The organism is Catellatospora vulcania, assembly GCF_009720385.1.
GTDB lineage: Bacteria > Actinomycetota > Actinomycetes > Mycobacteriales > Micromonosporaceae > Catellatospora > Catellatospora vulcania.
The window spans coordinates 373,859-396,307 of sequence record NZ_WARX01000006.1; the positions used below are offsets into that span (position 1 = coordinate 373,859).

A 22,449-nucleotide genomic window follows, 5' to 3' on the forward strand; every position below is an offset into this window, starting at 1 on the left:
CAGCTCCACCGCTCCACCAGCACCACAATGCAGGCCGCGCGCCGGCGTCCCACACGGCGCGCGGGGGTAGGCCCATCCTCATCCAAGGAGATCGCATGCTCACCATGGGCAAGGCCATCACGCGACGCCGCGCCGTCGCGGTGCTGACCGCAACTCTGCTCGCGACCGGTATGGCCGCGTGTGGCAACAGCGACACCGGCGACACGCCGGCCGACGACGGCAAGCTGACGCTCGGCTTCTCGCAGGTCGGCGCCGAGAGCGGCTGGCGCACCGCGAACACCAACTCGATCAAGGAGTCCGCCACGGCGGCCGGCATCGAGCTGAAGTTCGACGACGCGCAGGGCAAGCAGGAGAACCAGATCACCGCGATCCGCAACTACATCCAGCAGAAGGTCGACGTCATCGCCTTCTCGCCGGTGGTGGAGTCGGGTTGGGACACCGTGCTCAAGGAGGCCAAGGACGCCGGCATCCCGGTGATCCTGACCGACCGCTCGGTGGACTCGGCGGACAAGTCGCTGTACAAGACGTTCATCGGCTCGGACTTCGTCAAGGAGGGCAAGCTCTCCGGGGAGTGGCTGGTCAACGAGACCAAGTCGGCCACCGGCGTGGTGAACATCGTGGAGCTGCAGGGCACCACGGGTTCGGCTCCGGCCAACGACCGCAAGAAGGGCTTCGCCGACGCCATCGCGGCCAACCCGAACCTGAAGGTCATCGCGTCGCAGACCGGTGACTTCACCCGCGCCGGCGGCAAGGCCGTCATGGAGCAGTTCCTGAAGGCCAACCCGAAGATCGACGTGCTGTTCGCGCACAACGACGACATGGGTCTGGGCGCGCTCGAGGCGATCACCGCCGCGGGCAAGGTGCCGGGCAAGGACATCAAGATCATCACGATCGACGCGGTCAAGGACGGCATGCAGGCCCTGGCCGACGGCAAGTTCAACTTCATCGCCGAGTGCAGCCCGCTGCTCGGGCCCCAGCTGATGGACCTGGTCAAGAAGGTCTCGAAGGGGGAGACCATCCCCCAGCGCATCGAGACCGAAGAGGGCACCTTCACGCCGGAGCAGGCCAAGGCCGCGCTGCCGACCCGCAAGTACTGATTCACCCCGGGGCCGCCGCACGCCGTGCGGCGGCCCCGTCCTCCACTTCTCACCGCCAGACGGAGCCGGACCCGCGGGCGCCCCGTGCCGCGTCCGGCCGACGTCCTCGCCGCCGAGCCGAGCCTGGTCCGCTGCCGGACGGCCGCGGCGGCCCATGCCCAGAACTCAGCGAAAGGTCGGATGGGATGTCGGGTAGGCAACCGGTCCTGACGATGACCGCAATCAGCAAGTCCTTCCCGGGGGTACGCGCGCTCGACGGCGTCGACTTCCGGCTGTTCCCCGGCGAGGTGCACGCCCTGATGGGCGAGAACGGAGCCGGCAAGTCCACCCTGATCAAGGTGCTGACCGGCGTGTACGCGCACGACGCGGGAGCCATCGAGCTGGCCGGGCAGCAGGTGTCGTTCACCGGCCCCATGCAGGCCGCCGCCGCCGGGGTCAGCACCGTCTACCAGGAGGTCAACCTCTGCGCCAACCTGTCGGTGGCGGAGAACATCTTCATCGGCCGCGAGCCGCGCACCTTCGGCGCGATCCGCTGGGGCGAGATGCGCCGCCGGGCCCGTGACCTGCTGGCCAAACTCGACCTGCACATCGACGTCACGCAACTGCTGGGCACGTACTCCCTAGCCGTCCAGCAGATGGTCGCCATCGCCCGCGCCATCGACATCCAGGCCCGGGTGCTCATCCTCGACGAGCCGACCTCCAGCCTCGACGCGACCGAGGTCGAGCAGCTGTTCCGCATCATGCGCCAGCTGCGCGACGAGGGCATCGCGATCATCTTCGTGACGCACTTCCTCGACCAGGTCTACGGCATCGCCGACCGGATCACCGTGCTGCGCAACGGCCGCCTGGTGGGGGAGTACCCGACCGCGGAGCTGCCGCAGCTCGCCCTGGTCGAGAAGATGATCGGCAAGGAGCTCGACGTGCTGGAGAGCCTGGAAGAGCAGTCCAAGCGCGACCTGGCCGCGATCGAGGCGAACACGCCGTTCCTGCAGGCCGAGGAGCTGGGGCGCAAGGGCTCGGTGACGCCGTTCAGCCTCACCATCCACGCCGGCGAGGTCGTCGGCCTGGCCGGGCTGCTCGGCTCCGGCCGCACCGAGGTGGCCAGGCTGCTGTTCGGCGCGGACCGCGCCGACCACGGCAAGGTCGCCGTCGACGGCAAGCCCACGGCGCTGCGCAACCCGATCGCCGCCATCGGCCACGACATCGCGTTCTGCTCCGAGAACCGGCGCACCGAGGGCCTGGTCGGGGAGCTGAGCGTGCGCGAGAACATCATCCTGGCCATGCAGGCGGCTCGCGGCTGGCTGCGCCCCATTCCGCGCCGCCGCCAGGACGAGCTGGTCGACAAGTACGTCAAGGCGCTGAGCATCCGCCCGGCCGACCCCGAGATCCCGGTGCGCAACCTGTCCGGCGGCAACCAGCAGAAGGTCCTGCTGGCCCGCTGGCTGATCACCGAACCGCGGCTGCTGATCCTCGACGAGCCCACCCGCGGCATCGACGTCGGCGCGAAAGCCGAGATCCAGAAGCTGGTCGTGCAGCTGTCCGACGGCGGCATGGCGGTGCTGTTCATCTCCGCCGAGCTGGAGGAGGTGCTGCGGCTCAGCCACAAGATCGCGGTCATGCGGGACCGGCAGCTGATCACCGAGCTGGCCAATGACCACACGGTGGACGCCGACCGCGTCATGCAGACCATCGCCAGCGGCACGCACCACGAAGGGCCTCAAGCATGAGCACCTCGAAGGCACGGTGGGCCGCCGTCACCGGTCACGCGCTGTTCTGGCCCGTCGTCGCGCTGATCGCGCTGCTGGTGGCCAACACGATCTACCGGCCGGGCTTCCTGTCGGTGGAGATGAAGGACGGCCACCTCTACGGCAGCCTCGTCGACATCCTGCGGCTGGCCGCCCCGCTGATCCTGGTCGGCCTCGGCATGACGCTGGTCATCGCGACCGGCGGCATCGACCTGTCGGTCGGCTCGGTGTGCGCGATCAGCGGCGCGATCGCCTGCCTGCACATCAGCCAGCAGCCCGACCAGAACGCCCTCGGCGGGGTGCTGGTGGCGCTGGCCCTGGGCGTCGGGCTCTCGCTCGTGGCCGGCGCCTGGAACGGGGCCCTGGTCTCGATCATCGGCATTCAGCCCATCATCGCCACGCTGATCCTCATGGTGGCGGGCCGCGGCCTGGCCCAGCTGATCACCGAGGGCCAGATCATCACCATCAACTCCGAGCCGTACAAGTCCGTCGGCGTCGGCTACCTGCTGACCCTGCCCCTGGCGATCTTCATCGCGGCAGGGGTGGCGCTGGTGGTCGCCGCGGTCACCCGGCGCACCGCCCTCGGCATGATCATCGAGTCGGTGGGCGGCAACGCCGAGGCCAGCCGCCTGGCCGGCATCCGCTCCGGACGGATCACCTTCCTGGTGTACGTCATCAGCGCGGTGTGCGCGGGCATCGCCGGCTTCATGATCACGGCGAACGTGTCCAGCGCCGACGGCAACGCGGCCGGGCTGTGGATCGAGCTCGACGCGATCCTCGCCGTCGTGATCGGCGGCACGTCGCTGGCCGGCGGGCGGTTCTCGCTCGGCGGCACCATCCTCGGCGCGCTGCTCATCCAGACCCTGACCACCACCGTGTACGCCATGAACATCTCGCCGCAGACGTCGCTGCTGTTCAAGGCGGTCGTGGTCATCGCGGTCTGCCTCATCCAGGCGCCGGCGTTCCGGGCCAGGTTCGCCCGGCGGCCACCCGCCGCCCCCGCCGCCCCGCTCGCGGCCGACCAGCCGAAGGAGCAGGTGCCGGCATGACCACGACCTCACTCACCCCCACCCGCGACTGGTGGCGCATCCCGCAGCGGTACGTGCCGGTGCTGGCCACGCTCACCCTGCTGCTGGTCATGTACGCGGTCGGCGTCTCGCAGTACCGCGCCTTCTCCAACGTGCAGGTCGTCTTCAACGTCTTCATCGACAACGGCTTCCTGCTCGTCGTCGCGGTCGGCATGACGTTCGTGATCCTCACCGGCGGCATCGACCTGTCGGTCGGCTCGGTCGTCGCGATGACCGCCATGATGTCGGCCTCGCTGCTGCAGGGCGGCATGGATCCCGGAGCGGTACTGGTTATCGCGCTGCTCGTCGGCCCGACGCTGGGCTTCCTGATGGGCTGCGTCATCCACTTCTTCGAGATCCAGCCGTTCATCGTGACGCTGGCCGGGATGTTCTTCGCCCGCGGCATGTGCACGTTCATCAGCAAGTCGTCGATCCCGATCACCGATCCGTTCTGGACCACCATGGCCCAGGAGCGCATCGGCGACCCGAAGGGCAACTTCGTGTCGATCAGCGTGCTGGTCGCCTTCGTGGTGGTGCTGATCGGCGCGTTCGTGCTCGCGTACACCCGGCTGGGCCGCAACGTGTACGCGCTCGGCGGCAACCAGCAGTCGGCGCTGCTCATGGGCCTGCCCGTCGGCCAGACGAAGATCGCGGTGTACGCCATCAGCGGCCTGTGCTCGGCGATCGGCGGCATCCTGCTGTCGTTCTACACCCTGTCCGGCGCCCCGCTGATCGCCGTCGGCATGGAACTCGACGTCATCGCGGCCGTCGTGATCGGCGGCACGGTGCTCACCGGCGGCTCCGGCTACGTGTTCGGCACCGTGCTCGGAGTGCTCGTCCTCGGCGTGATCCGGACCCTCATCACCTTCGACGGCAGCCTCAACTCGTGGTGGACCAAGATCGTGATCGGTGGGTTGCTGTTCGCGTTCATCCTGCTCCAACGCCTCATCGGCATCCGCAAGAAGTAACCCCACCCGTTTCGCGGAAGGCACGCTCATGACAACGCATTCCCAGCCCGAGGTCTGGTTCCTCACCGGCAGCCAGGGCATGTACGGCGAAGAGACCCTGCGTCAGGTCGCCGGCCAGTCCCGGGAGATCGCCCGCATCCTCGACGAGTCGCCGGGCATCCCGGCGCGGGTGGTCTGGAAGCCGGTCCTCACCTCCAGCGGCGAGATCCTGCAGGTGTGCCGCGAGGCTGCCGCCCAGGGCGCCGTCGGGGTGATCGCCTGGATGCACACCTTCTCCCCGGCGAAGATGTGGATCTCCGGGCTGGATGCGTTGACCACGCCGCTGCTGCACCTGCACACCCAGGCGAACGTGCTGCTGCCCTGGGACGAGATCGACATGGACTTCATGAATCTCAACCAGGCGGCCCACGGCGACCGCGAGTTCGGGTACATCCAGACCCGGCTCGGGGTCGCCCGCAAGACCGTCGCCGGCCACGTCTCCGATCCGCGCGTCGTCGCCCGGGTCGGGGCGTGGGCCCGCGCGTCGATCGGCTGGTCGGCGATGCGCTCGCTGCGGCTGGCCCGCTTCGGCGACAACATGCGCGACGTGGCGGTGACCGAGGGCGACAAGGTCGAGGCCGAGCTGCGCTTCGGCGTCTCGGTCAACACGTACGGCGTCAACGACCTGGTCGCCGCGGTCGACGCCGTCGCCGCCCCGCAGATCGACGAGCTGGTCAAGGTGTACGACGACAGCTACCGGGTGGCCGCCGAGCTGCGTCCCGGCGGCGACCGCCACGAGGAGCTGCGCTACGCCGCCCGCATCGAGGCGGGCCTGCGCAACTTCCTGGAGGCGGGCGGCTTCCGCGCGTTCACCACCAACTTCGAGGACCTCGGCGGCCTGCGGCAGCTGCCCGGCATCGCGGTGCAGCGGCTGATGGCCGACGGCTACGGCTTCGGCGGCGAGGGCGACTGGAAGACCTCCGTGCTGGTGCGCACGCTCAAGGCGATGTCGGTCGGCACCACCGGCGGCACCTCGTTCATGGAGGACTACACCTACGACCTGACCCCCGGCCAGGAACTGGTGCTCGGCGCGCACATGCTGGAGGTCTGCCCGACCATCGCGGCGGACACCCCGAACGTGGAGATCCACCCGCTGAGCATCGGCGGCCGGGAGGACCCGGTGCGCCTGGTGTTCGACGCCCAGCCCGGTCCCGCCGTGGTGATGGGCCTGGCCGACATGGGCGAGCGGTTCCGGCTGGTGGCCAACGAGATCGACGTCGTCGCCCCGCCGCAGCCGCTGCCGAAGCTGCCGGTCGCCCGCGCGGTGTGGCGTCCCCGGCCGTCGCTGGCGGGCTCCGCCGAGGCGTGGATCACCGCCGGGGCCCCGCACCACACCGTGCTGTCCCAGGCCGTGGGCGTCGAGGAGCTGCACGACCTGGCCGAGATGTCGCGCACCGAGCTGGTGGTGATCGACGCGGACACCACCACCCGCCGGTTCGCCGACGAGATCCGCTGGAACCAGGCGTACTACCGGCTGGCCCGCGGATTCTGACCCCCGCTCCACCGATGACGACGGATGCGTGTGCCCGAGGGGGCCTGGGCACACGCATCCGTCGGCCTGTCGGCCGTCCGCGACGAAAGATGATCAACATGCGATACGATGTGCCGTCAGGGGAGTCACCATGAGCCAGCAGCCGGCCGCCCGCGCGGCGGTGATGAACGACGTCGCCCGCCTCGCCGGGGTCTCGCACCAGACGGTGTCCCGGGTGCTCAACAACCACCCGAGCGTGCGCGACGAGACCCGAGAGCGCGTGCTCGTGGCCGTCAAGCAGCTCAACTACCGCCCCAACGCGCTGGCCCGCGGCCTGGCCGGGCGGCGCTCGCGCGTGATCGGCGTGGTCAGCTTCGACACCATCCTCTACGGCCCCGCGGCCACCCTGCTCGGCGTCGAGCGCGCCGCCCGGCACGCGGGGTACGGCATCAGCATCGTCGCCCTGGAGAAGCTCGACCGCGCCGGTGTCACCGAGGCGGTCAACCGGCTCACTGAGCAGTCCGTGGCAGGCGTCGTCATCATCGCGCCGCTGCTGACCGCCGCCGCGGCCGCACACAGCCTGCCGACCGGGGTGCCCGCCGTGGTCGTGGAGTCCGACATCGCCGGGGACCTGCCGAGCATCTCCGTCGACCAGGTGGCCGGGGCCCGGCTCGCGGTCGAGCACCTGCTCGGGCTGGGACACGAGACCGTGTGGCACCTGACCGGGCCGCGGGACTGGCTGGAGGCGCGCGACCGCGTCGACGGCTGGCGGCAGGCCCTCGAAGCCGCGGGCCGCCGGGTCCCGGCGGCGATCGTCGGCGACTGGAGCCCGCGTTCGGGTTACGAGGCCGGGCACCGGATCGGCTCCGACGTCACCGCCGTGTTCTGCGCCAACGACCAGCAGGCCCTGGGCATGCTGCGGGCGCTGCACGAACGCGGCATCCGGGTGCCGGAGGACGTCAGCGTCGTCGGCTTCGACGACATCCCCGAGGCCGAATACCTGTCCCCGCCGCTGACCACCGTCCGCCAGGACTTCGACGAGGTCGGCCGCCGCTGCCTCGCGGCCCTGCTGGACCTCCTCGATGCCCACGACGCCCCCGACGCCCCCCCCCCCCCCCCCCGCCCCCCCCCCCCCCAACCCCCCCCCCCCCCCCCCACACCCACCCCCCCCCCCCCCCCCCGACTCTTTAAAAGTTTGCGGAGGGGTGCCGGCCTAGAGGAAGCGCCAGAGGCGGTCGGAGGCGGTGGAGTCGTCGGCGGTGACGATCTGGGCGCCCTGCGCCGTCGAACCGCCGGTGACGGCGACGACCTTGCCGCCGTTGGCGCACTGGATGCGGAAAGCGCCGTTGGCGGCGTGGCGCAGGCGCCAGCGGTGGTCGGCGGTGCCGTTGTCGGCCCACTGCATGATCCGGGCGCCGGTCGCGGTGGACATGTTCTCCACGCCGAGCACCTTGGCGCTGTTGCCGTTGCGCAGCCGCAGGTAGCCGCCGGTGTCGACGACGGCGGTCCAGAGGTGGTCGGCGGTGCCGGTGTCGCCCCACTGCAGGACCAGGCCGCCGTCGGCGGTGGACATGTTCTGCACGCCGAGGACCAGCCCGGACGCGACGTTCTGGATGCGGCGCGCGCCTTCGGGTACGAACCGCCAGAGGTTGTCGGCGGTGCCGTTGTCGGGGTCCTGCACGGCCTGCGCGCCGTTGGCGGTGGAGCCGTTGAGGATCGCCAGCACCTTGCCGGTGTGCACGTTGCGGAGCTTGTGCGAGCCGTCGCCGTTGTCTACGACCGTCCAGCGGTGGTCGGCGGTGCCGTTGTCGGCCCACTGCATGACCCGGGCGTTGTCGGCGGTGGACATGTTCTCCACGCCGAGCACCTTGCCGCTGTTGGCGTTGCGCAGCCGCAGCGCCGAGCCGTCGACGATCAGCTCCCAGTTGTGGTCGGCGGTGCCGCTGTCGGTCCACTGCACCGCGAGCCCGCCGTCGGCGGTGGACATGTTCTGCACCCCGAGGACCAGCCCGCTGGCCGCGTTGGCCAGCCGGAACACCGCGCCCGCGGTGGTGCCGCCCTGGCCTGCGGCGTTCCAGTAGACCGTGTAGTTGTAGCCGTGCGCGTCGTAGAACGGGCCGAGGTTGACCGTCGCGCCGTTGGCGGTGGCGGTGAACGCCAGCGAGCTGGTGCTGCTGCGGGTCACCGTGCTCGTGGTGAGGCTGGGCAGCGCGGACAGGGCCGTGTTGCCGTAGTTGCCGGCGAGCACGACCGGACCGTAGGTGACCGCGGAGACGTTGGCGTTGTCGTTGGCCGCCTTCATGACCACTCGCATGGGCAGCTTGACTGTCACCGTGTCGCCGGAGGTCCAGGACCGGGTCAGGACGGCGTAGGCGCCTGGCGTCGTGGTGATGCTCTGGGCGACGCCGTTGACGCTGACGGTGGCCCCGGTGGTCCAGGACGGAATGCGCAGCCGCATCGTCCACGATCCGCTGACGCTGCCGGCCACCTGGAGGGTGGTGGTGTCGCTGACCGGGTAAGTCGTGGTCTGGGTGACCGTGATCCCGCGGGAGGACCAGGTCAGCACCGACGGCGCGTACAGGTTCACGGTCAGCGTGGTGCCGTTGTAGAAGTAGATCGAGTCGGCCAGCTTCGTATTGGTCTCGATACCCGTGCCCTGGCAGCACCAGAACGTGGTGTAGTCGGTGCTCCACGTGCCGCCGCCCCAGGCCGGGCCGACGCCGCGGCGGCCGCCGGGGTTGAGCGGCGTGAAGTAGGTGAAGTGCCCGTGGCCGTCGGCCGGGTTCTGCTGGCCGATCAGGTGGTTGAGCAGCGCGCGCTCGTAGAAGTCGAAGTAGGCTGCGTTGTCGGGGTTCGTCAGCCACAGCTCGCGGGTCAGCTTGAGCATGTTGTACGTGTTGCAGGCCTCGGCCGTGTCGGTGTTGAGGTACGCGGCGACGGCGTTCGGGGCGCGGAAGTGCTCGGCCTGGCTGTTGCCGCCGATGACGTAGCTGTGGGCGTTGACGCAGATGTTCCACGCGTTGCTGGCGATGTCGCGGTAACGCGTGGTGCCGGTCGCCTTGTACTCGCGGGCCGCGCCGATCCACTTGGGCACCTGGGTGTTGGCGTGCAGCCCGGCGAGCTGGTCGGAGTTGGACGCCAGCGGGTTGAACACGGCCGCGTGGTCGAAGCGCTGGGCCGCGGTCAGCCAGCGGGCGTCGCCGGTCTGCTGGTAGAGGTCGGTCAGCACGGCGTTCATGCCACCGAACTCGGTGCCCAGCACCGACTGCATCTGCGAGCCGCTCAGCCGGCCGGTGCGCCAGTCGACCCAGCCGGCGAAGCTCAGCAGCACGTCGCGGGCCTGGGTGCTGCCGATCAGACGCCACACGTCGAGCAGTCCGGCCAGCGTCTTGTGCAGGGCGTACCAGGGCACGTTGCCGTTGCTCAGGCTGCCCGCTTCGAGCGCGGTGAAGTCGGACTCGGGGAAGCCCGACAGGTATCCGGCGGTGAACCCGGCGGCGCCGTTGTTGGCCTGGCAGGCGGCCAGGGCGGCGACCATCTGGTTGGCCTTGTCGCGGCACGTGGTGTCGCCGAGCACGGCCCAGGCCTGGGCCCACGCGGTGAGGAAGTGGCCCTGGCTGTGGCTGCGGAACGGGAAGGTGGGAGCCTCCCAGCCGCCGGTGGCCGCGGCGCCGTTGGTGGACAGCCGGTGGTTGGCGCGGAACACGTAGAGCAACCGGTCGACGTTGACGTCACGCAGATAACTGAGAGTGCGGTTCTGGTTGTCCAGCCAGCGGCCGGTGGTGAGCCGCACCTGGCCGAGGTCGAAGGCGTACGCCGAGACCCCGGTGTCGGCGCGGGCCGGGGGGATCGCCGCGGCGGCGGCCTCGGTGGCGGCGAGTACAGGCGCCGCGGTGGCCGCGGTGGCGACGCCGGCCGCCTGGAGCAGGCGCCGGCGACTGAGGGACGGTGACCACATAGGAGCTCCTTGGACGGGGGTGAGTGCGGTACGGGGCTGAAGTTACCGATCACACGACTGCCGAAGGATGCGTCCTTGAAATGGCAGCCCTGGGCCATGCCTAGCTGGTTGACACGGTAGGTATCGCGTGCCCTCGATCCCGCCCCATGAATGTGACCGATAACAATCGAGGCGTCAAGGTGTTCCGAAAAGGTTTCCGTGAGGTTGCTGGTCGGCGCAGGGTTCGGGCACGAAGGCGAAGATCGTAGGTGAGGTACGATGCGCCGACAGGGGGTCACCATGAGTCAGCAGCCGGCCGCCCGGGCAGCGGTCATCAAGGATGTCGCGCGCCTTGCGGGTGTGTCGCACCAGACGGTGTCCCGGGTGCTGAACGACCACCCGAGCGTGCGCGACGAGACCCGCGAACGGGTGCTGCTCGCCGTCAAACAGCTCAACTACCGCCCGAACGCGCTGGCCCGCGGCCTGGCCGGGCGGCGCTCGCGGGTCATCGGCGTGGTCAGCTTCGACACCATCCTGCACGGCCCCGCCGCCACCCTGCTCGGCATCGAGCGGGCCGCCCGGCATGCCGGATACGGCATCAGCATCGTGGCGCTGGAGCGCCTCGACCGCAGCGGTGTCGTCGACGCGGTGAACCGGCTTGCGGAGCAGTCCGTGGCCGGTGTCGTGATCATCGCGCCGCTGCTGACGGCGGCCGCGGCGGCGGGCAGTCTGCCGACCGGCGTACCGGCCGTCGTGGTCGAATCGGACCTGGCCGGTGACCTGCCGACCGTCTCCGTCGACCAGGTCGCGGGCGCGCGCCTGGCCGTCGAGCATCTGCTCGGCCTGGGCCACCAGACGGTGTGGCACCTGTCCGGGCCCAAGGACTGGCTGGAGGCGCGGGACCGGGTCGACGGCTGGCGGGCCGCGCTGGAGGCGGCCGGACGCCGCGTGCCGCCCGTGCTCGCCGGGGACTGGAGCCCGAAGTCGGGCTACGAGGCGGGCCGTGAACTGGCCGAGCGCGGCGACGTGACAGCCGTGTTCTGCGCCAACGACCAGCAGGCGCTGGGCATGCTGCGGGCGCTGCACGAGCGCGGTGTGCGGGTGCCCGAGGACGTGAGCATCGTCGGGTTCGACGACATCCCCGAGGCCGCATACCTGTCGCCGCCGCTGACCACCGTGCGGCAGGACTTCGACGAGGTCGGCCGCCGATGCCTGGCGGCACTGCTGGAGCTGCTCGGCGTCGACCGCCCGCCCGGCGTGCCGCGCCATCCGCGGGTGCCGCCGTCGCTGGTCGTACGCGCCAGCAGTGGCCCACCGCCGGCGTCCTGACCGCTCAGCGCGGCTCGATCAGCCGTACCTCGGCCTCGGCGATCGCGTCGTCGAGGCGGGTCTTGCCGTCGAGGGAGAACCCGGCGCGCTGATAGAAGCGCACCGCGCTTTCATTGGGCCGGTAGGCGTACACGCACACGGGCCGGTGGCCCCGGGCGCGCAGATCGGCCACGGCGTGGCCGAACAGGCGCCTGCCGAACCCGGTGCCCACGCGGTCGGGATCGACGTACAGCCCGTACACCTCACCGGCACCCGCGCCGAGATCCGGATCGTGGTCGGCGGGTCCCGTGCGGCAGAAGCCGACGACGGCACTGTCGTCTTCGGCCACCCACAGCCGGTGCTCGCCCGGCATGGCGGCCATGTACTCGGCCCAGTCCGCGGCCTCCTGGACCGGGTCGAGCGCGCCGAGCAGCGTGGCGGGCATGAACTCCGCATACGCCGAACTCCACGAGCGGACCTTGATCCGGCCTATCGCGGCGGCATCCCCGACGGTGGCAGCGCGTATCACCATCACAGGGTACGGATCGCCGGCGGGTGAGTCGTCTCGGCCATATTCATGCACCGGGGGTGCAGAAATATCGGCGGATCCGTTACCGTGACGCCGTGACGGATTCGTGGACCCTCGCCATCGCACGTGACGACCTGTCCCGCACCGAGCTGGTGCGGCACCCCGTGCCCGAACTCGCCGACGGCGAAGCCCTGCTGCGGGTGGACCGGGTCGGCATGACCGCGAACAACGTGACCTACGCCGTGCTCGGCGACGCCTACCGCTACTGGGACTTCTTCCCGGCCGCCGCCGCGGGACTCGACGAGCGATGGGGCCTCGGACCGCTGTGGGGGTTCAGCGAGGTCGTGGCCTCGCGGGCGGACGGCGTGCAGGTCGGACAGCGTCTGTACGGCTACCTGCCGCCCGCCGGGCACCTCGTGGTCCGCCCCGGACGGGTCGACGAGCGCGGCTTCCGCGACACCAGCCCGCACCGGGTGGAACTGCCGTCGCCGTACAACGCCTACGCGGCCACCACCGGCGACCCGGCCTACGACGCGGATCAGGAAGACCTGCTGATCCTGTTCCGTCCGCTGTTCGTGACCTCGGCGATGCTCGCCGACCGGTTGCAGGACAACGGCTTCTACGGCGCCGGCACGCTGGTGCTGTCCTCGGCGTCGAGCAAGACCGCGTACGCCGCCGCGTTCGAGCTGCAGGGCAAGGGCCCGCGCCTGATCGGCCTCACCTCGCCCGGCAACGTGGCCTTCACCCGCGAGCTGGGCTGCTACGACGCCGTGCTGCCGTACGACGGGATCGGCGAACTCGACCCGGCCGCCCCGACGGCATACCTCGACCTGTCGGCGAACCCGGCCGTTCGCACGGCGCTGCGCGCCCACCTCGGCGACCGCCTCGTGCACGACGTCGCCGTGGGCCTGACCCACCAGGAGCGGGCCACCGAAGCGGCCGACGTGTTCTTCGCCCCCGACCAGATCCGCAAGCGCACCGTCGACTGGGGCCGCCCAGAGCTGGACCGGCGGCTCGCCGAGTCCTGGCACCGCTTCGCCGCAGTGGCCGAGAGCTGGGTCGACATCACGGTCAGCCACGGCCCGGACGGGCTGCGCGAAGCCTGGCTCAGCATGCTCGCGGGCACGACCCCGCCACGGGTCGGCCACATCATCGCGCGGTTCGTGGGAAACCTCGGGCCACAGTCTTGACAATCGTGGGTGAGGCCGTAGTAGGGCTCATGTTTCCGGAGGCTGCCAACCCGGTCCAGAGCCCAGCCCGACGTCCGATAAAGGGCAGTGAACTTCGCCGTCGTGATGCCCAAGGAGGCGCGCGGCCGGAGGGGAAGTCAAGCCCCTCCTCTGTGAAGCGCCGGGTCACGCGCTCGGCAGCTCGACGGCCTCAGGGGCGTGGGCGCCTGCCGTCGGCGAGGTCGGCGATCGCCCTGCTCAGCCGGGCCGCGCGGGTCTCTGCCTCGACTGCCTTCAGGATCGGCAGCATCACCAGGTACTGGTCGGTCTTGCCGAGCTGCGCGAAGAAGTCCCCGGCTGCGGCATTCGCCGCCAGGGCTGCGGCCAGGTCCGGGGGCACGGTCGCTTCGCTCTGCTTGACGTACGCGGCGTCCCAGCGCCCGTCGGCCTTGGCCGCCTCGACCTCGGCCAGGCCCGGCGCACGCACCCGCCCCTGCGCCATGAGTGCCTCCATGCGCTCCACGTTCACCCGCGACCAGGAGCCCTTCGGCCTGCGGCGGGAATACCGCTGCAGGAAGTGGTCGGCGTCCAGGGACTTGCGGACGCTGTCGATCCAGCCGTAGCACAGGGCCACGTCGGCCGCCTCGGTCACGCTGACCGCGGGCATCCGCGAGTTCTTCTTGCGGACCTTCAGCCACGCGCCGTCGGGGCTCCCGTGGTGCTCGGCCAGCCAGGCCTCCCACTGGTGGGGCTGCTCGAAGCTCAGGATCTCCACTCCGGCGACTCTAGGCGCTGTGGCCGACAAGTTGCCGGGACCGGAGTCAGGAACCCCGCTCTCCACCTTCGCAACGCAGGGACACGGGTCAATCCGTGCGGGCGGCGCGTCCAGGCTGGTAACGCTAGGCTGACCCGGCGGGAAGGAGGCCGGATGAACCGCGATATCCGCGACATCGAGGACGTGCTGAAGCTGCTGGACGGGCTGCTCGCGACGGGTGCCGACCGGTGGACGCCCGGCGGCGGCGCCGACTGGTGGGACGGCTTCTACGCCGACCGGGACCGGCCCGTGCCGTTCTTCGCGGACAAGCCCGATGAGAACCTGGTGTCGTACCTCGACCGAGGGTTGGTCACCCCCGGCCGGGCCCTGGACCTCGGCTGCGGCCCCGGCCGCAACGCGCTGCACCTGGCCGCCGCGGGCTTTCAGGTCGATGCCGTCGACCTGTCCCCCACCGCGATCTCCTGGGCCCGCGATCGGGCCACCGCGGCCGGACTCGACATCGCGTTCCACTGCGGCGACGCGTTCGCCGAGACGGCCCCGTCCGGGCCATACGACCTGATCTACGACTCGGGCTGCTTCCACCACCTGCCACCGCACCGGCGCGTCAGCTATCGCGCAATGCTTGCCCGGGCACTGGCCCCCGGCGGCCACTTCGGGCTCAGCTGCTTCGCCGCGGGGGCGATGGGCTCCGAACTGCCCGACGCCGAGCTCTACCGGCAGGGCGGGCTGCAGGGCGGCGTCGCCTACACCCCGGAGGCACTGCGCTGGATCTTCGCCGACATGGCCGAGGTCGAGTTGCGCCGCATGCGCGACGAGCCCGCCGACTCGCCCCGGTTCGGCGAGCAGTTCCTGTGGACCGCCCTGTTCCGCCACGACGGCTGACTCCGGGACGCCCGGCGGTCCCGCGGCTCGGCGGCGTACGCGCGCCCACTTACCGTACGAAGCGGGTCTGAGATGCGGATTGGCGTGTGCTGGGTCGTCCTGCATGCGCGCACCTCGGCGCAGGGCTGATGTGTCGCGTGTGGTTGTCCCGAGGTGTGGAGCGTTGCCGTGCGGGCTAGGAGCTGGGGGACGCATGGTCCGGCCGGTCCTGGTCGGACCGGCCGGACGGTAGGAATCAGCGCGTCGTGCAGAGGTTGCCGTTCAGCTTGAACAGCGGCGGGAGCACGTTCGGTCCCTGGTAGTTGCCGACGTAGCCGACGTTCACGGTGGCTCCCGGTGCGATGACCTTGTTGAAGTCGGCATTGGACACGGTGACCGCCGAACCGGTCTGTGTCCAGGTGCCGTTCCAGCCGCTGCCGAGCTGCTGCCACGCCGTCGGCCAGCTGAACGCCAGCGTCCACGTGTCCACCGGGTTGGCGCCGGTGTTCGTGATGTCGACGCTGCCGACGTACCCGTTGCCCCAGTTGCTGGCGTCGGTGAGGGTGACCGCGCAGGGTGCGCTGGTGGGCGTGCCCGTCTGGAAGGTCACCGGCGGCGAGGCCCAGGAGACCCGGCCGGAGCCGTCCCGCGCGACGATGTTCGCGGTGTACCGGGTGCCGGGGTTGAGGTTGTGCACGGTGAACGTCGTCCCCGTGGTCTCGCCCCACTGCTCGGTGATCGTGCCGAGCTGCCGGTGGATCTCGTACTTGAGCCCGGCGGCCCCGGCGGGCCAGGTCAGCGTGACGCCGTTGGCCGTGACCGCGGAGGCGACCGGCCGGGCGGGCGTCGCCGGCCGGGCCGTCGAGCCCGCCGGCTTCAGGACCAGCGTCGTCAGCGAGTTCGGGGCCAGCGTCACCGACGTGGCGCTGCCGGATGCGGTCGCGATGGCGGTGTCACCGTTGCCGAAGGTGTGCACCTGTGCCGTCGCGGCGGGGGAGTATCCGGCGTAGCTGAGGCTGACCTGCTTGCTCGCGGCCTCGTCGGTGTTGACGAGCAGCACCGCGAGATCGCCGTTGGCGCGCCGGGCGGCGTGCGCCTTGATAGCCGGATCGGCTGCGCCCGCCCGGATCAGCTGGTCGCCGGCCTTGACGAAGCGTGACGCCATGGCCAGGCCGAAGTACGGCGCGAACGGCGTGTTCATCGGTGGCTCGCAGACGGTGCCGTCGGCGTTGCAGGAGGCGCTGGACAGCAGGCCGAAGTCGCCGTAGTCGGTGTGCCCGCCCACCGTGGACACGGTGCCGATGCCGTTGTGCACGTTCCACCAGTCGATGTTGAACACGCCCGCGGCGAGCAGGCTCGCGTAGGAGTCGGCGGCGAACAGCGCGCCGGGCTGGGTGTTCTGGCCGTAGCCGGTGTTGATCTCGGTCAGCGCGATGCCGAGGTTCTTGCCCGCGTGCCGGTTGATCTGCTGGCGGGCGAGCCAGACCGCATCGGTGACCTGGGCGGTCTTGGACAGCGCCTCGGCTGAGGAGGAGCCGCCCGGATACCAGTGCAGGATGGCGAAGTCGGCGGACGGGCCCGCGATGGACAGCACGACCTGGTTCCACGTGCCGGCGTCGCCGCCGCCCACGATGCCGTCGGGCCAGTTGCCGGGTGTGGTGAGCACGATGCCGATCTTGATGGTGGGGTCGACGGCCTTCATCGCCTCGATGTACTGCTTGGCGACGGTGGCGTAGCCGGCCGGGCTCTTGTCGGCGTGGTCGTCGGCCTCCCAGGCGGACCCGTAGTGGCCGTTGCCGTACAGCTCGTTGCCGATCTCCCAGTACTTCACGCCGTAGTTCTTCTCGACGTTGGCGTAGCGCACCCAGTCGGCCGCCTCCTGCGGCGTGCCGGTGCCGTAGTTGGCGATGACCATGGCCTGCGCGCCGGCCCGGTTGACGCCGGCCATGAAGTGGTCGAAGTCGGTGTCGGGGGCGACGTAGCCGCCGGGCGCGGTGTTGGTCTTCCAGTGGTAGATGTCCGAGTAGGACCCGCCGGGGTAGCGCATGGTCTGCACACCGGCGTTCTTCAGCAGGTCCGCGACCGGCGCGGTGCCCAGCTGCGAGTCCCAGACGGCATGGTTGACGCCGATCGCGGCGTCGCCGACCGTCTCCAGCCCGGCTCGGGCGTTGACGGTCACGGTGACGGCAGGATCGGCGGTGGCCGGGGTCGGGACGGCGAGAGTTGCCGCTGCCAGCGTGAACGCCAGCAGGGCGGTGCGGCTCTTTCTCATCGTCGGACCTCCTTTCGGGAGAGGGTATTGGAAGCGCTCCCAAGAGTCGTACGCGCATCGATCGATGTCAACCGTGCGATCCGGACGGTTCTGCTGGCAGATCAACGTCGCTGCATCGAAATCGGGTGATGGGTGCCCTAGATTGACGGCACCCTATCCCACCTCGTCGGAGGTATCCCGTGAAACTCCGTCGCGCCCTCGTGGCGCTGCTCACCGCCGTCTCCGCGGTCGGCGCCGCAGCCGTCGTGTCGGCTCCGGCCGCGCATGCCGCCACGCCCGATCGCTGGGCGTTCGCGTTCATGGACAACCCCGTGCCGCCGGCCGCCTACCTGATGGACCCGACCCGGCAGTGGAAGAGCGACAACATCCCCAACAGCACGGTCAGCCCGCTCGTGGTCGGCCGCTACCGGGTGAAGTTCCCGAGCATCGCCTCCACCAACGGCGTCGCCCACGTCACCGCCGTCGCCGGTGATCCGCGCTGGTGCCAGGTCTGGAACTACTTCGCGTCCGGTGCCGACCAGTACGTCGACGTGCAGTGCTACAAGTACACCGGCGCCGTGATCACCCCCGACTGGTCGGCGTTCACGGTCATGTACTCGACCAGCTCAGGCCTGCTCGCCGGCCCGGGGACGTACGCGTACGTGCAGGGTAAGTCCACCGGCGGCACCCAGACGTCCTACAGCCCGGTCGGCGGCGTCAACACGGTCACCCACGGCGGCATCGGGACCGGTGTCTACAAGGTCTGGTTCCCCGGCGTCAGCACCGGGCTGCAGGACGGCAACCTCCAGGTGACCGCGCAGCACCCGAACAGCCCGCGCCGCTGCAAGGTCGACAACTGGATCCCCGGCGGTGCCGGCCTGGACGTCGTCGTGCGCTGCTACGACCACACCGGCGCGCCGGCCGACAGCTGGTTCGACCTGACCTACCACCGCGCCCGCTCGGTCTACGGGGCGTTCAACCCGCCGAAGTACTTCGGCTACCTGTGGAGTCCCGGATTCCCCGGTCCGTCCAGCTACAACTCGGTCGGCTCGATCAACACTTCGACCCCGGGGGGCCCGGGGCTGCAGTACGTCGAGTTCCACAAGGTCGGGTTCCGGGAGGGGCACGTGCAGGTCAGCGGATACAAGAGCGGCTCGAACTACTGCAACCTGCAGAACGTGTGGCTGCTCTCGGGCGGCGTCGTGATCGTCCGCAACGTCATCTGCTGGAGCGCCGCAGGCGCTCCGGTGACCCCGGAGTTCTTCATCAGCTACAGCTCGCGGATCTGAACCCCAGCGGTCGTGCGGCGCGGGGCGGGGGGGCCGGTGGCAGGACGACCAGCGCCGGCGGGGGAAGGGCCTGGACGGGGACGGGGCCGGCGGGGCCGGTGGCGCGGGCGTCACCGCGGGTGGCCGCGGCGGAGTCACGGGTGGCACCGGGGCCGGCGGCACCGGGGCGGGTGGCGCGGGTGGGTACTGCCGGTCGCGGTCCCACCACTCGGGGCGCTCGTGCCACCGGTCGCGGTCATCGTGCCAGCGGTCCTCCATGCGCTCGTGGCGTATGCCATGGGCGGCCGCGACCAGGGCCGCGCCCACGCATCCGGTCAGGCACGAGCCGGCCAGGAACGCCCCGACCAGTGCGAGAGCGAACCTGCCGGACGGCTCGCGCCTGGCCGGGGGTGGTGCGACCGGGCGTGGTGCGACAGGCTCGTCGGCGGTCGTGCCGGGCTCATCGGTCATGCCTCCATCGTGGGCCAGATCGGTCCTGCGGACAGGCGGCGTCGCGAGATGGCGCCGGATTCAGTGCCTGGTGGTCCCTGATGCGACCAGCGTGACGTCGGTGCCGCCGGTCGCGGCGGGCCCGCCCGCTCGATCGTCCGACTTGCCTGGCAGGTGGGCGAATGGAGGCCCACGATACGCACAGGTGCCAGGCAAGTCGGACGATCATGATCGGCGACACCGCAGGTGGCCGTCAGTGGGCGGGTTCCTCCTCGCGCGCCTGCCGGGGGAGCAGGAACGCGGCCAGGAAGGTGACGGCCAGCAGCGCCACCTCGACCCACAGCACCAGGCGCATCGCGTCGCCGAAGGAGGCGGGGTCGGGGCCTAGCGGGCCGAAGCTGACGGTGTTGAAGAACAGCGTGCCGAGCAGGGCGATGCCGACCGCGCCGCCGAGCTGCTGCACGGCGGTGAGGGAGCCCGACGCCGAGCCGGTCTCGTGCGGCTGCACCCCGGCCAGGATGATGTCGAAGAACGGGGCCATGACCAGGCCCATGCCGATGCCGAAGACGCCGAGCGCGGGTGCGAGCTGCCACGGCGTGACGCCGACCCCGGCCTGGTCGAGGGTGATCACGAAGCCGATCGTGGCGGCGGCCATCACGGCCAGGCCCAGGTGCAGCAGGCGGCGGCCGAGCTTGCGGGTCAGGCCCGCGCCGCCCGCGATGCCGAACCCGACGACGATGCCCAGTGACTGCGGCACGCTGGCCAGACCAGCCTTGAGCGGGCTGTAACCCAGGCCCAGCTGGACGTACAGGCTGAAGGCCAGGCCGAAACCGATCATGCCGGCGAAGAAGGCGAGCCCGGCGACCAGGCCGCCGGTGAAGGCACGGCGGCGGAACAGGGACGGCTCGACGAGCGGGTCGCCGCCGCGCCGACGGCGGGCGATCTGCTGGCGGCCGAACAGGAAGAAGACCGGCAGGCTGGCGGCCATCATGACGAAGGTCCAGGCGGGCCAGCCCAGCTCACGACCTTGGACCAGGGGGTACAGCAGCAGCAGCGCGCCCGCGCTGACCAGCGCGACCCCGGTCAGGTCGAGCCGGGACGCGTGCTCGGAGCGGGACTCCGGCAGGAACTTGGCCGCGCCCAGCAGGGCGAGCAGGCCGAGCGGCAGGTTGATGAGGAAGATCATGCGCCAGCCGGTGCCGAGCAGGTCGGCGTCGACCAGCCACCCGGCCAGGATCGGGCCGCCGACCGCGGACAGGCCCATGACCGGCCCGAACGCGCCGAAGGCGGCGCCGGCCTCCTTGGGCGGGAACATCTCCTTGATCATGCCGAGGCCCTGCGGGAGCAGCACGGCGCCGAGCAGGCCCTGCAGCACACGCGCGCCGATGAGCAGCTCGGGTGTGGTGGCCGCCGCGCACAGCGCGGACGCGGCGACGAACCCGGCCGCGCCGATCATGAACATGCGCTTGCGGCCGTAGAGGTCGCCGAGTCGGCCGCCGGTGATCAGGCCGACCGCCATGGCCAGGGTGTAGCCGGCGCCGAGCCACTGGATCAGGCTCTCGGAGCCGCCCAGCTCGGCCTGGATCGAGGGGCCCGCGATGGTGGTGACCAGCGCGTCGAGCAGGTCCATCACCTCGGCGGCGAGGATGACGAACAGGGCTGCCCAGCGCCAGCGGTACGCCGCGGGCCGGGTATCGGGTGGGGCGGTGTCGGGCAGGACGGTGGTCACGATGTGCCTCCGGGATTGAGCGAACGGTGTTCGTTTAACGAACACCGTTCTACACAGCGAACGCCGTTCGCGTCAAGTACGATGTGCGCCATGTCCGAGATCCCGGCCCCGCCCTGGCGTGCCCCGCGCCGCAGCGCCCCCGCCCGCAAGCCGCTCAGCCGGGACGCGATCGTGGACGCCGCGCTGGGCCTGCTCGACCGCGAAGGCCTGGACGCGGTGAGCATGCGGCGCGTCGCCGAGGAGCTGAACACCGGAGCCGCCTCGCTGTACGCGCATGTGGCGAACAAGGACGAGCTGCTGGAGCTGGCGTACGACCGGGTGCTGGGCGAGATCGAGCTGCCCGAGCCGGACCCGGCCCGCTGGCGCGAGCAGGTCCGCGAGATCGCGCGGGCGTCCTACCAGGTGCTCGGCAGGCACGGCGACATCGCCCGGGTCAGCCTCGCCAACGTGCCGACCGGGCCCAACGCGGTCAAGATGGGCGAGGCCATGCTGGGCGTGCTGATCAGCGGCGGCGTGCCGCCCCAGCAGGCAGCCTGGGCGGTGGACCGGATCTCGATGTACATCAGCGCCGACGCCTACGAGGGCTCGCTCTACCAGAGCCGGCAGCGGACCAGCGGCAAGCCGATCGACGAGTTCATCGCCGACTACTTCGGCCAGATCCACGAGTATTACCGCAGCCTGCCGCCGGAGCGCTTCCCCTTCCTGACCCGATACGCCGATGTGCTGGTGCAGGGGGATGGGGAGGAGCGGTTCGAGTTCGGGCTGGAGCTGATCATCAACGGTCTCGCCCGCTACCTGCCCGCGGCGGACTGAGCCCACCGTGCGCCGGACGATGCTGCCGAGCACATCGGACGGACCCCGTATGCCAACATTGCGCCCGTGGCGGGCAGTCCACTCGCGCCCGTCTAACGCCTGCCGGTAAAAGAGCGTAGGGTGGGAACGTCGCCCGGGTCCCCGGTGGCTGTCTTTCGCCGCCGCCCATGCACGACCCGCCCTCGGCCGGAATCCCCTCGCACGCCGCGTCTGCGGCGGCACGCCCGGCACGGCAGTCGTCGTCACCGCAGCCCCTCCCTCGTGCGCGCACGCCCCGGGAGCCTGATCCACCCGTCAAGGTAGGGAACGTGAGCGCGATGGACGACATCGCCGACAATCACGACCGCACGAACGGCACCTCGATGCCGGGCATGGCTCCGGTCGCGACGGTGCCGGACACCGCCGCCCGCAGGGCTGCCGACAGCAGGCACTCGATCCCGGTCGGCAGGCACACGCTGCCGGTTGTCGCGCCGGCACTGCCGGAACCCTCGGCTGCCGCACGTTACCTGCTCGCCGCCATCCGGATCGCGCTCGGCTGGATCTTCCTCTGGGCGTTCCTGGACAAGCTGTTCGGGTGGGGATTCGGCACCCCGTCGGCGAAGTCCGTGCTCAGCGGCGGCAGCCCCACCCTGGGCTTCCTCTCCTCGGCCAAGGGCCCGTTCAGCGGATTCTTCCAGTCGATCGCCGGCAACCCCGTGACCGACCTGCTGTTCATGGCTGCGCTGCTCGCCATCGGCGGTGCCCTGATATTGGGCATCGGCATGCGAGCGGCCGCGGTAGCCGGCGCGGTCCTGACCGTCCTGATGTGGGCCGCGGTCCTCCCCCCGGCCAACAACCCGCTCCTGGACGAACACCTCGTCTACGCGGCGATCCTGATAGTCCTGGCCGTCCTCGGCGCCGGAGACACCTTCGGCCTCGGCCGGAGCTGGGCGGCGACGGCACTGGTGCGGCGAGCCGCCTGGCTCCGGTAGC

Annotated in this window: 16 protein-coding genes and 1 pseudogene; 12 read left to right on the forward strand and 5 right to left on the reverse strand. The window is 70.8% G+C overall.

Going from position 1 to position 22,449, the window contains the following annotated elements; genetic code table 11:
* The first annotated feature begins 95 nt into the window (after positions 1–95).
* The 6 genes and pseudogenes from F6W97_RS27480 to F6W97_RS27505 all read left to right on the forward strand — a co-directional run.
* Positions 96–1,097: an ABC transporter substrate-binding protein gene (locus F6W97_RS27480; RefSeq protein ID WP_196279352.1), complete on the forward strand. Its 1,002-nt coding sequence runs from the start codon at positions 96–98 to the stop codon at positions 1,095–1,097.
* A gap of 185 nt (positions 1,098–1,282) precedes the next feature.
* Positions 1,283–2,824 (forward strand): sugar ABC transporter ATP-binding protein, encoded by a 1,542-nt coding sequence (locus tag F6W97_RS27485; RefSeq protein WP_155373405.1) that lies wholly within the window; start codon positions 1,283–1,285, stop codon positions 2,822–2,824.
* Positions 2,821–3,891 carry an ABC transporter permease gene (locus F6W97_RS27490; RefSeq protein ID WP_155373406.1) on the forward strand — a complete coding sequence of 357 codons (1,071 nt, stop codon included), beginning with the start codon at positions 2,821–2,823 and terminating at the stop codon, positions 3,889–3,891. Before F6W97_RS27485 ends, F6W97_RS27490 begins: the two co-directional genes overlap by 4 nt.
* Positions 3,888–4,877 (forward strand): galactofuranose ABC transporter, permease protein YjfF, encoded by a 990-nt coding sequence (gene yjfF / locus F6W97_RS27495; protein WP_155373407.1) that lies wholly within the window; start codon positions 3,888–3,890, stop codon positions 4,875–4,877. Before F6W97_RS27490 ends, yjfF begins: the two co-directional genes overlap by 4 nt.
* 28 nt (positions 4,878–4,905) lie before the next feature.
* Complete coding sequence (gene araA / locus F6W97_RS27500) at positions 4,906–6,408, forward strand: L-arabinose isomerase (RefSeq protein ID WP_155373408.1); 1,503 nt, start codon at positions 4,906–4,908, stop codon at positions 6,406–6,408.
* A gap of 163 nt (positions 6,409–6,571) precedes the next feature.
* Positions 6,572–7,498 (forward strand): annotated as a pseudogene (locus F6W97_RS27505) (LacI family DNA-binding transcriptional regulator); the annotation flags it as partial.
* Between the two features lie 102 nt (positions 7,499–7,600).
* Here the strand turns inward: F6W97_RS27505 and F6W97_RS27510 are convergent.
* Positions 7,601–10,345, reverse strand: a complete 2,745-nt coding sequence (locus tag F6W97_RS27510; protein WP_155373409.1) for a beta-L-arabinofuranosidase domain-containing protein — start codon at positions 10,343–10,345, stop codon at positions 7,601–7,603.
* Positions 10,346–10,624: 279 nt separating this feature from the next.
* Between F6W97_RS27510 and F6W97_RS27515 the strand changes: the two genes are divergently transcribed.
* Positions 10,625–11,653, forward strand: a complete 1,029-nt coding sequence (locus F6W97_RS27515) for a LacI family DNA-binding transcriptional regulator (protein WP_155373410.1) — start codon at positions 10,625–10,627, stop codon at positions 11,651–11,653.
* A gap of 4 nt (positions 11,654–11,657) precedes the next feature.
* On the opposite strand, the gene F6W97_RS27520 is transcribed toward F6W97_RS27515, so the two are convergent.
* Positions 11,658–12,164 carry a GNAT family N-acetyltransferase gene (locus tag F6W97_RS27520; protein WP_155373411.1) on the reverse strand — a complete coding sequence of 169 codons (507 nt, stop codon included), beginning with the start codon at positions 12,162–12,164 and terminating at the stop codon, positions 11,658–11,660.
* A gap of 92 nt (positions 12,165–12,256) precedes the next feature.
* Here F6W97_RS27520 and F6W97_RS27525 point away from each other — a divergent pair, with 92 nt between their 5' ends.
* Positions 12,257–13,351 carry a DUF2855 family protein gene (locus F6W97_RS27525; protein WP_155373412.1) on the forward strand — a complete coding sequence of 365 codons (1,095 nt, stop codon included), beginning with the start codon at positions 12,257–12,259 and terminating at the stop codon, positions 13,349–13,351.
* 190 nt (positions 13,352–13,541) lie between these two features.
* Here the strand turns inward: F6W97_RS27525 and F6W97_RS27530 are convergent, their stop codons facing one another.
* Complete coding sequence (locus F6W97_RS27530) at positions 13,542–14,105, reverse strand: YdeI/OmpD-associated family protein (RefSeq protein ID WP_155373413.1); 564 nt, start codon at positions 14,103–14,105, stop codon at positions 13,542–13,544.
* A 153-nt stretch (positions 14,106–14,258) separates the two neighbouring features.
* Between F6W97_RS27530 and F6W97_RS27535 the strand changes: the two genes are divergently transcribed.
* Entirely contained in the window at positions 14,259–14,987 is a 729-nt protein-coding gene (locus F6W97_RS27535; protein WP_155373414.1) for a class I SAM-dependent methyltransferase, read from the forward strand.
* Positions 14,988–15,222: 235 nt separating this feature from the next.
* Here F6W97_RS27535 and F6W97_RS27540 read toward each other — a convergent pair whose 3' ends face one another.
* Entirely contained in the window at positions 15,223–17,238 is a 2,016-nt protein-coding gene (locus F6W97_RS27540; RefSeq protein WP_155373415.1) for a cellulose binding domain-containing protein, read from the reverse strand.
* Between the two features lie 179 nt (positions 17,239–17,417).
* Between F6W97_RS27540 and F6W97_RS27545 the strand changes: the two genes are divergently transcribed.
* A complete protein-coding gene (locus F6W97_RS27545) occupies positions 17,418–18,506 on the forward strand; it encodes a hypothetical protein (RefSeq protein ID WP_155373416.1) in 1,089 nt (362 codons plus the stop codon).
* A gap of 682 nt (positions 18,507–19,188) precedes the next feature.
* Here F6W97_RS27545 and F6W97_RS27550 read toward each other — a convergent pair.
* On the reverse strand, positions 19,189–20,664 hold the full coding sequence (locus tag F6W97_RS27550) for an MFS transporter (protein ID WP_230687023.1): 1,476 nt from the start codon (positions 20,662–20,664) through the stop codon (positions 19,189–19,191).
* Between the two features lie 90 nt (positions 20,665–20,754).
* Here F6W97_RS27550 and F6W97_RS27555 point away from each other — a divergent pair, with 90 nt between their 5' ends.
* Together F6W97_RS27555 and F6W97_RS27560 are read left to right on the forward strand one after the other, a co-directional pair.
* On the forward strand, positions 20,755–21,477 hold the full coding sequence (locus F6W97_RS27555; protein WP_155373417.1) for a TetR/AcrR family transcriptional regulator C-terminal domain-containing protein: 723 nt from the start codon (positions 20,755–20,757) through the stop codon (positions 21,475–21,477).
* Between the two features lie 317 nt (positions 21,478–21,794).
* Positions 21,795–22,448, forward strand: a complete 654-nt coding sequence (locus tag F6W97_RS27560) for a DoxX family protein (protein ID WP_155373537.1) — start codon at positions 21,795–21,797, stop codon at positions 22,446–22,448.
* The last annotated feature ends 1 nt before the right edge of the window (position 22,449 follow it).